The 12,766-nt window shown below is 68.5% G+C and carries 11 protein-coding genes; 9 read left to right on the top strand and 2 right to left on the bottom strand.

Going from position 1 to position 12,766, the window contains the following annotated elements:
- Positions 1–256 precede the first annotated feature (256 nt).
- The 5 genes from U9J23_RS09250 (at position 257) to U9J23_RS09270 (ending at position 4,725) form a co-directional block, all read left to right on the top strand.
- Complete coding sequence (locus U9J23_RS09250) at positions 257–760, top strand: dimethylamine monooxygenase subunit DmmA family protein (protein ID WP_229580133.1); 504 nt, start codon at positions 257–259, stop codon at positions 758–760.
- Complete coding sequence (locus U9J23_RS09255) at positions 757–1,752, top strand: PDR/VanB family oxidoreductase (protein WP_326602415.1); 996 nt, start codon at positions 757–759, stop codon at positions 1,750–1,752. Before U9J23_RS09250 ends, U9J23_RS09255 begins: the two co-directional genes overlap by 4 nt.
- Complete coding sequence (locus U9J23_RS09260; RefSeq protein ID WP_145707056.1) at positions 1,749–2,774, top strand: heme-dependent oxidative N-demethylase family protein; 1,026 nt, start codon at positions 1,749–1,751, stop codon at positions 2,772–2,774. The genes U9J23_RS09255 and U9J23_RS09260 overlap by 4 nt, the downstream gene beginning before the upstream one ends.
- Positions 2,775–2,898: 124 nt before the next feature.
- On the top strand, positions 2,899–4,110 hold the full coding sequence (locus U9J23_RS09265) for a winged helix DNA-binding domain-containing protein (RefSeq protein ID WP_272266464.1): 1,212 nt from the start codon (positions 2,899–2,901) through the stop codon (positions 4,108–4,110).
- A 9-nt stretch (positions 4,111–4,119) separates the two neighbouring features.
- Positions 4,120–4,725 (top strand): GNAT family N-acetyltransferase, encoded by a 606-nt coding sequence (locus U9J23_RS09270; RefSeq protein WP_059383878.1) that lies wholly within the window; start codon positions 4,120–4,122, stop codon positions 4,723–4,725.
- A 90-nt stretch (positions 4,726–4,815) separates the two neighbouring features.
- Here the strand turns inward: U9J23_RS09270 and thiD are convergent, their stop codons facing one another.
- Positions 4,816–5,607, bottom strand: a complete 792-nt coding sequence (thiD, locus tag U9J23_RS09275) for a bifunctional hydroxymethylpyrimidine kinase/phosphomethylpyrimidine kinase (RefSeq protein WP_059381122.1) — start codon at positions 5,605–5,607, stop codon at positions 4,816–4,818.
- A gap of 124 nt (positions 5,608–5,731) precedes the next feature.
- On the opposite strand from thiD, the gene U9J23_RS09280 reads away from it, so the two are divergent.
- Positions 5,732–7,726 (top strand): S9 family peptidase, encoded by a 1,995-nt coding sequence (locus tag U9J23_RS09280; RefSeq protein WP_085467975.1) that lies wholly within the window; start codon positions 5,732–5,734, stop codon positions 7,724–7,726.
- A 33-nt stretch (positions 7,727–7,759) separates the two neighbouring features.
- Here the strand turns inward: U9J23_RS09280 and U9J23_RS09285 are convergent, their stop codons facing one another.
- Positions 7,760–8,125, bottom strand: a complete 366-nt coding sequence (locus U9J23_RS09285) for a hypothetical protein (protein ID WP_085467976.1) — start codon at positions 8,123–8,125, stop codon at positions 7,760–7,762.
- Positions 8,126–8,285: 160 nt separating this feature from the next.
- On the opposite strand from U9J23_RS09285, the gene U9J23_RS09290 reads away from it, so the two are divergent.
- From U9J23_RS09290 to U9J23_RS09300, 3 genes are read left to right on the top strand one after another with little or no spacing between them, the layout of a single operon-like run.
- The gene (locus tag U9J23_RS09290; RefSeq protein ID WP_059381124.1) at positions 8,286–10,946 is read left to right on the top strand and encodes a valine--tRNA ligase; all 2,661 of its coding nucleotides are present in this window, start codon (positions 8,286–8,288) and stop codon (positions 10,944–10,946) included.
- On the top strand, positions 10,943–12,364 hold the full coding sequence (folC, locus tag U9J23_RS09295; protein WP_059381125.1) for a bifunctional tetrahydrofolate synthase/dihydrofolate synthase: 1,422 nt from the start codon (positions 10,943–10,945) through the stop codon (positions 12,362–12,364). The genes U9J23_RS09290 and folC overlap by 4 nt, the downstream gene beginning before the upstream one ends.
- Complete coding sequence (locus U9J23_RS09300; protein WP_016932615.1) at positions 12,361–12,765, top strand: DUF4233 domain-containing protein; 405 nt, start codon at positions 12,361–12,363, stop codon at positions 12,763–12,765. The genes folC and U9J23_RS09300 overlap by 4 nt, the downstream gene beginning before the upstream one ends.
- Position 12,766: the final 1 nt, after the last annotated feature.

Genomic DNA, 12,766 nt, shown 5'->3' on the forward strand with positions numbered 1-12,766 from the left:
GTTGCCGAGTGGAGCGCGGGCCAGCTGCCGCAGTGCGGGAGAGGAAGCGGTTACATGCGTTAACCGGGCGGCAACTCCGGCTGGCGTTTCTTCGCATTACTGTTTGTTTCACGCCAGCGATCGATTGTCTCGTGCATTGCGCGCATGTGCACAGTCCGTTCCGAGGAGCTCTCATGTCCGACATAAATGCCACCGCAACTGTTTTCGGGACCGATGCCCGGTCGTCTGTGCTTGGGGGAACTCCGTGAACGTATGCATGGACACCACCAGCGTCCCGAGGTGGGACGAGGAACGACGCATCGCCGGCGGGGGACGCTACGTGACCGTCCTGTCCTTCGGTGACGCCGCCCTGGACCAGGCGCGAAGTCTCGTGTCGTCCTTCGAGGGTCGTCGTGTCGACTGGATCCGCCTGCCGGAGGAGTGGGGTGACACGGCCGCACAGATCCTGGAGCGGCAGGCGAGCGCAGCTCGTGTGGGATGGCGCCTCGCGCTGGTCGGACCGGAAGCGGCGGTGCTCGCGGCACGATCGGCGGCCGTGACCGCCGGACTCCTCGATGACGAGATCCTTCCCCTCCCCGTGGATTCGGCGGCGCGCACCGTCTACTGCGCGCACTGCCATTCGACGCACGTCGCCGACGTCGCGGTCGGACAGTCCAGCACCTGCCCGACCTGCGCCTCGGGACTCGTCGTCCACCACCATGTCTCCCGCCTGCACGCCGCCTATCTCGGCTTCGCGGCCGACACGGAGGAACGCCGATGACGCTGACATCCGGCGTCCCGGTGCGGAACTCGGCCGGCGGAACGGAACTGCAGTTGACGGTCGCGGAGACGATCGCGCTGACGCCCGCCGTGCGACACGTCCGCCTCGTGGACCCTGCCGGCCCCACGCTTCCCTCCTTCACGCCCGGTAGCCACGTCGTCGTCACCTGCGGGACCGGACCCGGCGGGCGACCGCGTCACAACTCGTATTCCCTGACCGGTCCCGCTTTCGAACCCGACCACTACGCGATCTCGGTGCGGCTGGAGGAATCCGGTCGCGGCGGGTCGCAGTGGGTCCACGACCTCCAGGTCGGTGACCGAGTCCCGGTCGGCACACCGCGCAGCGCGTTCGCTCCGATCCTCACGGCCCGGCACCATCTGCTGGTCGCGGGTGGAATCGGGATCACGCCGATCCTGTCCCATGTCCGCGCAGCCGTGCAGTGGGGTCGATCGTTCGAGGTGCATTACGCCTTCCGCGACGGCGACGGTGCCCACCTCGACGAACTGCATGACCTGTGCGGACCGCGTCTGTACATCTACACGGCGCGCGAGGTCTTCCGGAAGCGGATGGGGCAGGCGCTGCTGGAGCAGCCCATCGGCACCCACCTCTACATGTGCGGTCCGACCGGTCTCGTCGACGACCTCTGTGAACGTGCGGGTCGCGCGGGGTGGCCCGACGCGCGTGTGCACTACGAGCACTTCCGGGTCGGCGACCTCGACCTGGGAGAACCGTTCACCGCACATCTGACCCGCCGCGTCATCGACGTCACCGTCGACTCGGGCGTCAGCCTGCTCGACGCACTCGAAAGTCGTGGCGTCGCAGTGCCCAATCTGTGCAGGCAGGGCGTGTGCGGTGAGTGCCGGCTGCCCGTCATGAGCGGAGGGATCGACCACCGTGATCTGTACCTGAGCGCTGCGGAGAAGGAAGCGGGAGACTGCGTGATGCCGTGCGTCTCCCGAGCGAACGGCCCACGATTGGAGCTGGATCTGTGAGTACGACAATCGATCTCGCCGTCCGCGACGACGACCTCGGGCTTCCCGATCGGATCGCGCGCTTCCCGTTTCCGTTCACTCGTGACACCTATCGCTACAGCACCAACGTCGAACCCGCCGGGAGTCCCGTTGCGACCGCCGCGGGCGGATGGGGCCGGCATCCCGTCGACATCGATGGCCACTATCTCGACGACCTCACCGAACGGGAGCGCATCCTCGGTGCCGACCCGACCCGGTTCCAGTCCCTGCCGCACATGGAGATCGCGCAGTGGGACGCGATGGTCACGCTCATGCGGATGCTCGCCGACGCGTACCCGGAGACCTTCGCACTCGAACGCGACGGTGAGGCGCGACTGTTCGTCAATCGCGCGCTCGGCCTCGAACAGTCCTTCGTCTTCGGTGATCGGTCGACGCTGCCCGACCCACCGCTGCGGTTCATCGGCAGGCACCTCCAGGAGGACGTCGTCCTGCTCGACCAGCGCGAAGGTGCCCTCTGGGGTGATGCCGGCCTGGTCACTTTCGCGGCCGACTGGTCGCTGCGATTCGACGTCGGCATGAGTTTCCGCCAGATCCACGGGCCGGTCCCGCGCGTCCACACCGAAGGAGTGATCCCGCGCGCCGAGCAGTTCCTCATGGGACTGCAGGCGGGACAGTGCTACCGACGCACGAACTGGTCGCTCAGCGTCGACCGGCGACTCGACCAGTCCACCGAGACCTATCCCGAATGGGGCCGCGACCGCCGACTGCTCGCCGAGGGGCCGCTCGAGGACGTCGGACGACGCCTGCACCTCCGCGTCGAGATCCAGCACCTCGTGCGTCTCGGCGTCTCCGGCGCGATCATGTTCCTCATCCGCACGCACCTGTTGTCGTTCGAGGACATAGCCCGGGTGCCCGAGTGGGCCGCGCGTCTCCACTCGGTTCTCGACGAACTTCCCGACGACATGGCCGATTACAAGGGCATCATGCGTACCCGCGGGCCGGGTCTGCGTTGGCTGCGTACCTACGGCGGCGTCCGATCCTGAACGCAGAACGAGGGGGAGGTTGTGTGCGGAATTTTTGATGGACACGCACCCAACCTCCCCGCAGTTCTCGATTCGGCTCGTCGGTAGCCCTCCTGCGTCGGACACCACCTCTACGATGTCGGCCATGGCTGTGCGCAGGATCGACGCAACCGAACGGCGAGCACGACTTGCCGCCAGGCACCGTCTGCACCCGAAGCACCGCGCGTCCGACGCGGTCGATGCGGCGAGGAGCCTGGTGTGCCTGCACGGCACCGACCCGGCGACCGTCTACCTGTCGGCGTGGGCGCGGGTGGGCGACTTCACTGTGGCCGACCTCGACAGGGCGCTCTACGACGACCGCGCCCTGGTCAAGCACATGGCCATGCGGCGCACCGTCTTCGTCGTCCCGCGCGACACCCTCCCGGTGGTGCAGGCCGGGGCGAGCGCCCGGGTCGCCGCCGCACAACGGCGCACGGTCGTCAAGGACGTCGTGAAGGCCGGATTGCACGACGACGGCGAGAGCTGGCTCGACGAGGTGAGCCGCCACATCCTCGCCGCCCTGGCCGACGGGCGGGAGGCGACATCGAGCGAGCTCAAGGCCGAGATCCCGCTCCTCGACGGCGCGCTGGAGTTCGGTGCCGGCAAATCCTGGGGTGGGCCGGTCACCTTCGCGCCTCGCGTGCTCACGGTGCTCTCCGCCGAGGGGAAAGTGGTCCGGGCGTCGAACAAGGGGTCGTGGCGGGTCTCGCGCCCCACCTGGACGACCACCGAGTCGTGGCTGGGCTCGGCCATCGACCCCGTCGACGAGGCGACGGGTGTGCGTGAACTCGTGCGGATGTGGCTGCGCGCCTTCGGTCCCGGCACCGAGGCGGATCTGAAGTGGTGGCTCGGCTCCACCCTCACCGCCGTCCGCGCCGCCCTCGCCGAACTCGACGTGGTGGAGGTCGATCTCGACGGCCGCACCGGTTACCTGCTGTTCGACGACCTCGAACCGCAGGTCGAGGTCGAACCGTGGGGTGCGCTGCTGCCCGGTCTGGACCCCACGGTCATGGGGTGGACCGAACGCGAGTGGTATCTCGGGCCGTACAAGGAGGCGCTGTTCGACTCCAACGGCAACGCCGGTCCCACCGCCTGGTGGGACGGACGGATCGTCGGCACGTGGTGGCAGACCGACACGGGTGGGGTGAGCCTGCACCTGCTCGAGGACATCGGCGCCGAAGGCACCGCGGTGCTGCGCGAGGAAGCCGCCCGCCTCGACGACTGGCTGGGCGGGGTGCGGGTGATGCCGCGTTTCCCCACACCCCTCGCGAAGGAACTGGCCGCAGAAGGCAGGTCGTCGGGCGGATCTTCGTCGTAGGCTGCGGATATGGCCGTCGAACCGAGAACCGCCACGCGCAGCGACATTCCGGTCTTTGCTCGGGTGATCGCCGAGGCATTCTTCGACGATCCGGTCTTCACGTGGATGTTCCCGGACGAGGAGCACCGGATGCGCCGGATGACCCGATTCTTCGCCGCCGACGCCCGGCATCACATGGTGCCGTTGGAAGCCACCGACATCGCCGAGTCCGGCGGGACGGTCGGAGGTGCGGCGATGTGGGCGCCGCCCGGACGATGGCGCACCGATGTGTGGACCTCGCTCCGTCTCCTACCCGGCCTCTACGCCGCGCTCGGTCGCTACATGAAGCGGGGCGCACAGGTCAACGGAACCCTCGACGCGGCGCATCCGGACGAACCGCACTGGTACCTGTCGACGATCGGCACCTCACCCGCCGCGCGGGGGACCGGCCTCGGCAAAGCCCTCATGAAGGCCGGCCTCGACCGCGCCGACGCCGAACACGCTCCCGCCTACCTCGAATCGAGCAAGGAGTCGAACATTCGCTACTACGAGCGGTTCGGCTTCGAGGTCACCCGCGAGATCGTCATCCCCGGCGGCGGGCCGACGCTGTGGGGGATGTGGCGGCAGTCGCGCTGACGGGTATCGATCCGCGATCGAATTCGTCATTCGCTACAGCGATTGCGGCAGCGGATGACGAATCGGATCGCGGATGCTTCCGCCTTCGGATCAGGCGCCCTGCCAGACCGTGTCGAACGGGGTGTTGGCGGACACACGTCCCTTGATCCCGGCGGTGACGAAATCCTTCGCGCGGGCCGCGGCGTCGGCGACCGACGCGCCCTTCGCGAGTTCGGCGGTGATCGCGGCGGCGAGGGTGCAGCCGGCGCCGGAGACGCGCTCGTTGCCGACCTTCGGTGCCGTCAGGAGGGTGACCTCGGAGCCGTCGAACAGCACGTCCACGGCGTCCTCGCCGTCGAGTTCGACGCCGCCCTTCGCGACGACGTACTGCGGGCCGAGGTCGTGGATGCGACGCGCGGCCTCGATGAGTTGGTCGACCGAGGTGATCTCGTCCATGCCGGACAGCGTGCGCGCCTCGAACAGGTTCGGGGTGACGACCGTGGCGTGGGGGAGCACCTGGGCGCGCAGTGCGTTGTCGGTGTCGAGCGCGGCGCCGGCCTCCTGGCCCTTGCAGATCAGGACCGGGTCGAGCACGACATGCCGCCAGTCCTGCTTCTCGAGACCCTCGGCGACGACGTCGATCGTGGCGGGCGTGCCCAGCATGCCGATCTTCACCACGTCGAGGTTGTGGGCGGCGGTGGCGGCTTCGATCTGGTCGGCGATCACGTCGGCCGGGACCGGGAAGAAGCGGTGGCCCCAGTCGTTCTTCGGGTCGAACGAGACGATGCACGTCGTGGTGCCTACCCCGTACACACCGAGCTGCTGGAACGTCTTGAGGTCGACCTGCAGACCGGCGCCACCGGTCGCTTCCGAGCCGGCGATGACGTATGCGAGGTCGACCATGTGAGTGCTCCGTTCGGACTGGGAGACGGCGTTTCCACGGGATGTACCCGCCGAACGACCAGGTTACAGACGTACCCGGTGCCACCTGCGGACCGCCCACCCTCGATCCCGATATCGTCCAGGCATGACGGCCTTCGACGAACTCGACGATTACCTGGCGCTTCCCCGTGTCACCTCCCTAACGATGTCTCCGGACGGGAAACGCCTGGTGATCACGCAGTCGATGCTCGACGAGAAAGCCACCTCGTACACCGGCGCGCTGTGGGAGGTGGATCCCGAAGGAACCGTCCCGGCGCGACGACTCACCCACGGCACCACGGGCGAATCGAACCCGACCTTCACCGCGACCGGCGACCTGCTGTTCACCGCCGCGCGGGGCAAGGACGACCCGCCGGTGTCGCTGTGGCGACTGCCCGTGGCGGGCGGCGAGGCCGAGCGCGTCCGGTCCCGCAAGGGTGGATTCGCCTCGGTGTATGCGGCGTCCGAGGCCGACCGGATCGTCCTCGTCGCGTCCGTCCTCGGCCACAGCGAGTCCGACGACGAACGGATCCGGGACGCCCGCAAGGACGGGGCCGTCACCGCAGTGCTGCACACGGGCTATCCGGTGCGCTACTGGGATCACGATCTCGGACCCGACCAGCCGCACCTGCTCGTCCCGGACAAGAGCGGCGACGGGTTCACCGATCTCACGCCGGGTATCCGGGGGTCGCTGCGTGATGCGTCGGTCGACATCGCCGCGGACGGTTCGTTCGCCGCGGCGACGTGGGTGGTCCCCGGTCCGCTCGCCTCGCGGCGCGTCACTCTCGTGCGCGTCGATCTGGGTACCGGACTGCGCACCCCGCTCGTCGACGACGAGACCGGCGACGCGACGCACCCGGTGATCTCACGAGACGGGACGAAGCTCGCCTACCTGCACGAATCGATCAGCGACGCGGAGAACCCGCCGCAGATCACCGTCCGTGTCCTCGACATCGCGACCGGAAGCACGACCGTCGAGGCCCCGGAGTGGGACAGGCGTCCCACTTCCGTCACGTGGTTGCCCGACGGTTCCGGTCTCGTGCTCACCGCCGACGATCACGGTCGCGCGCCGGTGTTCGTGCAGCGACTCGGGTCCGCTCGGCCCGACCGCCTCACCACGGACGCCGCCGCCTACACGGACGTCCGCATCGCGCCCGACGGCAGCAGGGCATACGCGCTGCGGGCCTCCTACGAAGCGCCGCCGCACCCCGTGCGCATCGCCCTCATCGGACCCGATGCGGGCACCGTCACGCCGCTACGTGCTCCCGCTGCGCTTCCGGAGCTACCGGGACGTCTCGAGGAACTGATCTCCGAGGCCGCAGACGGCACACCGGTGCGGGCGTGGTTCGCACTCCCGCACACCGCGTCCGCCGCCGACCCCGCGCCGATGCTGCTGTGGGTGCACGGCGGCCCGCTGAGCAGCTGGAACACGTGGTCGTGGCGCTGGAATCCGTGGCTTCTCGTCGCCCGCGGTTATGCGGTGCTGCTGCCCGATCCCGCACTGTCCACGGGATACGGCGACGACTTCGTCCGGCGCGGCTGGGGCCGGTGGGGGAGCGAACCGTACACCGATCTGATGTCGATCACCGACGCTGCGGTCGCGCGCGAGGACATCGATGAGGAACGGACCGCGGTGATGGGCGGATCCTTCGGTGGATATCTCGCCAACTGGATTGCCGGGCACACCGACCGGTTCCGCGCGATCGTCACCCACGCGGGTCTGTGGGCGCTGGACCAGTTCACCCCGACCACCGATGTGGCCTGGTACTGGCAGCGGGAGTTGACCCCGGAGATGGCGGTCGAGAACTCACCGCACCTGTTCGTCGCCGACATCGTCACGCCCATGCTCGTGATCCACGGCGACAAGGACTATCGCGTCCCGATCGGCGAGGCCCTGCGCCTGTGGTACGAGCTGCTCGACGAGTCGGGGCTGCCCGCGGAGGACGACGGCACCACCGTCCACCGCTTCCTGTACTTCCCGTCCGAGAACCACTGGGTGTTGAAGCCGCAGCACTCGAAGATCTGGTACCGAACCGTCGAGGCGTTCCTGTCCGAGCACGTGCTCGGCCGCCCGCTCGACCTGCCGGACGAGCTGGGCTGACCGAGGACGTCCTCCCGTGTGGTCGACCGTCCGCTATGCGGGTGGTCGCGGCTGGTCGCCGGGCGAGACCGGCGGCCGGGTGAGTTCGTCGGTGGCCGGTGTCGACTCGCTCGCGGAGTCGGAGCCGGCCGACGAGTGCTGACCCGATCCGCCGCGATGGGTGACCTTCTCGGCGAGGCCACCGACCGTCTCCTGGAGGTGGGGTGCCTTCTCCTTCACGACGGTGGCCGCTTCCGTCACCTTGTCCTGAACCGCAGGAATGACCTTTTCCTGTACCGCCGGGTTGTGCCACAGCTCGTTCGAGCGTCCCCGCAATTTGTCGTACGTCTCGCGTCCCGCTCTGGTCCCCGCGACGAATCCCGCGGCTGCACCTGCAGCGAAGATCAATGCCCGCATCATGACGGTGTCCTCCGTCCTGTTCGTTCGGCGTCCGCGCATTCGGCCGCCCGGCACTGCCATACCCGGTCGGAGATAAGGCCACACTCTTCTGTCGCGACCCCTGCCCGGCACTGTCGTGGCCCGTGTCCAGGAGGTTCTCCGCGACGCTTACGATTGACGGGTGACCAGTGCGCCAGAGAACTCCCAGAACCCCGCCGACGCCCTTCCCAAGAGCTGGGACCCCAGCGCCGTCGAAGCGGAGCTCTACCAGCAGTGGGTCGACGCCGGCTACTTCGAGGCCGACCCCACGAGCGACAAGCCCGGGTACTCGATCGTTCTGCCGCCGCCGAACGTCACCGGCAGCCTGCACATGGGTCACGCCCTCGACCACACCCTCATGGACGTGCTCTCCCGCCGTAAGCGGATGCAGGGCTACGAGGTGCTGTGGCTGCCCGGCATGGACCACGCCGGCATCGCCACCCAGACCGTCGTCGAGAAGCAGCTCGCCGCCGACGGCAAGAAGAAGGAGGACCTCGGTCGCGAGGCCTTCATCGAGAAGGTCTGGCAGTGGAAGGCCGAGTCCGGCGGCATGATCCAGGGCCAGATGCGTCGCATCGGCGACGGTGTGGACTGGTCGCGCGACCGCTTCACCATGGACGAGGGCCTGTCCCGCGCCGTGCAGACGATGTTCAAGCGCCTCTACGACGAGGGTCTGATCTACCGCGCCGAGCGTCTGGTCAACTGGTCGCCCGTGCTGCAGACCGCGATCTCCGACATCGAGGTGAAGTTCGAGGAGGTCGAGGGCGAACTCGTCTCCCTGCGTTACGGCTCCCTGAACGACGACGAGCCGCACGTCGTCGTCGCCACGACTCGTGTGGAGACGATGCTCGGCGACACCGCCGTCGCGGTGCACCCCGAGGACGAGCGCTACAAGGACATCATCGGCACCACGCTCGAGCACCCGATCACCGGGCGGCAGATCCCGATCATCGCCGACGAATATGTCGACCCCGAATTCGGTACGGGCGCAGTGAAGATCACGCCTGCGCACGACCCCAACGACTTCGAGATGGGCCTGCGGCACGATCTGCCGATGCCCACGATCATGGACAAGGCCGGCCGTATCGCCGACTCCGGCACCCGTTTCGACGGCATGGACCGTTTCGAGGCGCGTGTCGCGATCCGCGAGGAACTCGCCGCGCAGGGCCGCGTCGTCGCCGAGAAGCGTCCCTATCTGCACAGCGTCGGCCACTCCGAACGGTCCGGCGAGACCATCGAGCCGCGCCTGTCGATGCAGTGGTGGGTCAAGGTCGACAAGCTCGCCAAGGCCGCCGGCGACGCGGTGCGCAACGGCCACACCGTCATCCACCCGGCGAGCCAGGAACCGCGCTGGTTCGACTGGGTCGACAACATGCACGACTGGTGCATCTCGCGTCAGCTGTGGTGGGGCCACCGCATCCCGATCTGGTACGGCCCGAACGGCGAGGTCGAATGCTTCGGCCCCGACGAGACCGCACCCGAGGGCTGGGAGCAGGACCCGGACGTGCTCGACACGTGGTTCTCGTCCGGTCTGTGGCCGTTCTCCACGATGGGCTGGCCGGAGAAGACTCCCGAGCTCGACAAGTTCTATCCCACCAGTGTTCTCGTCACCGGCTACGACATCCTGTTCTTCTGGGTCGCCCGCATGATGATGTTCGGCACCTACGTGTCGGGCGACGACGCGGTGCACCAGGCGCAGGTTCCGTTCCGGGATCTGTTCCTGCACGGCCTCGTCCGCGACCAGTTCGGCAAGAAGATGTCGAAGTCTCGCGGCAACGGCATCGACCCCCTGGACTGGGTCGAGCGTTTCGGCGCCGACGCCCTGCGCTTCACGCTGGCGCGCGGCGCGAACCCGGGTGGCGACCTCGCCGTCGGTGAGGACCACGCCCAGTCGTCGCGCAACTTCGCGAACAAGCTGTTCAACGCGACCAAGTTCGCGCTGATGAACGGCGCGGTGATCGGCGAACTCCCGGTCCGCGAGCAGCTCACCGACGCCGACCGGTGGATCCTCGACCGCCTCGAGCAGGTGCGCACCGAGGTCGACGCGGCCTTCGACCACTACGAGTTCTCGAAGGCATGCGAGGCGCTCTACCACTTCGCGTGGGACGAGGTCTGCGACTGGTATCTCGAGCTCGCCAAGGTCCAGCTCGCCGAGGGCAGCGCCCACGCCGACGGCACCAAGGTCGTGCTCGGCACCGTCCTCGACCAGTTGCTGCGCCTGCTGCACCCGGTCATCCCGTTCGTCACCGAGACCCTCTGGAAGGTGCTCACCGGCGGCGAGTCCGTCGTGATCGCGTCCTGGCCCGAGGCGTCCGGCGTGGCCACCGACGAGACCGCGGCGCAGCGTGTCGCCGACCTGCAGAAGCTCGTCACCGAGGTCCGCCGGTTCCGCAGCGATCAGGGCCTCAAGCCGTCGCAGAAGGTTGCGGCCCGGCTCGTCGGTGTCGAGGACGCCGATCTCGTCGCGCAGGTGCCGGCGGCGCAGTCGCTCGCGCGTCTGACCGCGCCGGAGGACTCGTTCTCGGCCACCGCGTCGATCGAGGTCCGGCTGAGCCGCGCGACGGTCACCGTCGAGCTCGACACCTCCGGCAGCATCGACGTGGGCGCCGAGATCGCCCGCCTGCGCAAGGATCTCGCCGCCGCGGAGAAGGAGCTGACGGGTACCTCCGCGAAGCTGTCCAACGAGGCCTTCCTCGCGAAGGCACCCGACCAGGTGGTCGAGAAGATCCGCGGTCGCAAGCAGATCGCGGAAGAAGAGATCGCACGGATCACCGCACGACTGAAGGAGCTGGGCGCGGCGTGAGCACCGACACCCCGGGGGCGCCGTCCCCGGTGGACCTGGCCGAACTGACGCTCGTCGAAGCCGAGCTCGACAAGCGCTGGCCGGAGACGAAGATCGAACCGTCCCTGGCGCGGATCGCTGCGCTCATGGACATCCTCGGGTCGCCGCAGAACAGCTACCCGTCGATCCACGTGGCCGGCACGAACGGCAAGACCTCGACGGCCCGGATGATCGACGCGCTGCTCACCCGCATGCATCACCGGGTCGGCCGGACGACGAGCCCGCACCTGCAGCTCGCCACCGAGCGGATCAGCATCGACGGCGCACCGGTCTCGCCGCGCACCTACGTCGACACCTACCGCGACGTCGAACCGTACGTCCGGATGATCGACGATCAATCCGAGGCGGCCGGTGGCCCGAGGATGAGCAAGTTCGAGGTCACCACCGCCATGGCGTTCGCGGCGTTCGCCGACGCGCCCGTCGACGTGGCGGTCGTCGAGGTGGGTCTCGGTGGCCGGTGGGACGCCACCAACGTCGTCACCGGGCAGGTCGCCGTGATCACGCCGGTCGGCATCGACCACACCGGCTATCTCGGCGACACCCTCACGGAGATCGCGGGGGAGAAGGCCGGGATCATCAAGAAGGCACCCGACGACGGTCTCGTGCCCCGCGACACCGTGGCGATCATCGCGCAGCAGGAGCCCGAGGCGATGGACGTGCTGCTGCGGCAGGCCGTCGAGGCCGACGCGGCCGTGGCCCGTCAGGGTTCCGAGTTCGCGGTGGTGCGGCGTGCGGTCGCCGTCGGTGGACAGCAGATCGACCTGCAGGGTCTCGGCGGTCTCTACACCGACATCTTCCTGCCGCTCCACGGCGAGCACCAGGCCCACAACGCGTCTCTCGCGCTTGCCGCCGTCGAGGCGTTCTTCGGAGCGGGTCCCGACAAGCAACTCGACGTCGAGGCGGTGCGCGACGCGTTCGCGTCGGTGACCACCCCGGGCCGGCTCGAACGGGTGCGCAATGCGCCCACCGTCTTCCTCGACGCCGCGCACAACCCGCACGGTGCGAAGGCCCTCGCGGCCGCGCTCGCGCAGGAATTCGACTTCCGCAAGCTCGTGGGCGTCGTGAGCGTGATGGCCGACAAGGACGTCGCGGGTCTGATCGAGGCGCTCGAACCGGTCTTCGACGAGATCGTCGTCACCCACAACGGGTCGCCGCGGGCGATGGACGTCGACGATCTCGCGAACATCGCCGTCGCCCGATTCGGCGACGAACGGGTCGTCACGGCGTCGACGCTCCCGGATGCGATCGAGACCGCGATCGCGATCGCGGAGGAGGTCGGCGAGCCCGGCGAAGCGGTGTCGGGCGCCGGGGTCGTGGTCACCGGTTCGGTGGTGACCGCAGGTGCGGCCCGCAGTCTGTTCGGAAAGGATCCCGCGTGAGCAACGACAAGCCGGAGGAACAGAAGTTCCGGCCGCCGACGACGGACCCCTGGAAGGGCTTCCGCGGCGTGATGGCGGGAACGCTCGTGCTCGAGGCGATCGTGGTGCTGCTGGTGTTGCCGGTGATCGCGACCGTCGGCGGGGGATTGAGCGCGTGGTCGACGACCTATGTCGTGGGCCTCGCCGTTCTCATGTTCCTCGGAGCCGGGGTGCAGAAGAAGTCGTGGGCGATCCCCTTCAACATCACGCTGCAGGTGCTCGCCGTGCTGGGCTTCTTCGTCGACCTCGCATTCGGTGCGGTGGGTGTGCTCTTCGCCGTGGTGTGGGCGTACATCTTCTACCTGCGCAAGGACATCAGGGATCGCGAATCCAGGGGGCTGCTCCCGGGCCAGCGGGACTGAC

The organism is Rhodococcus sp. PD04, assembly GCF_035918275.1.
GTDB classification, from domain to species: Bacteria; Actinomycetota; Actinomycetes; order Mycobacteriales; family Mycobacteriaceae; genus Rhodococcus; species Rhodococcus rhodochrous.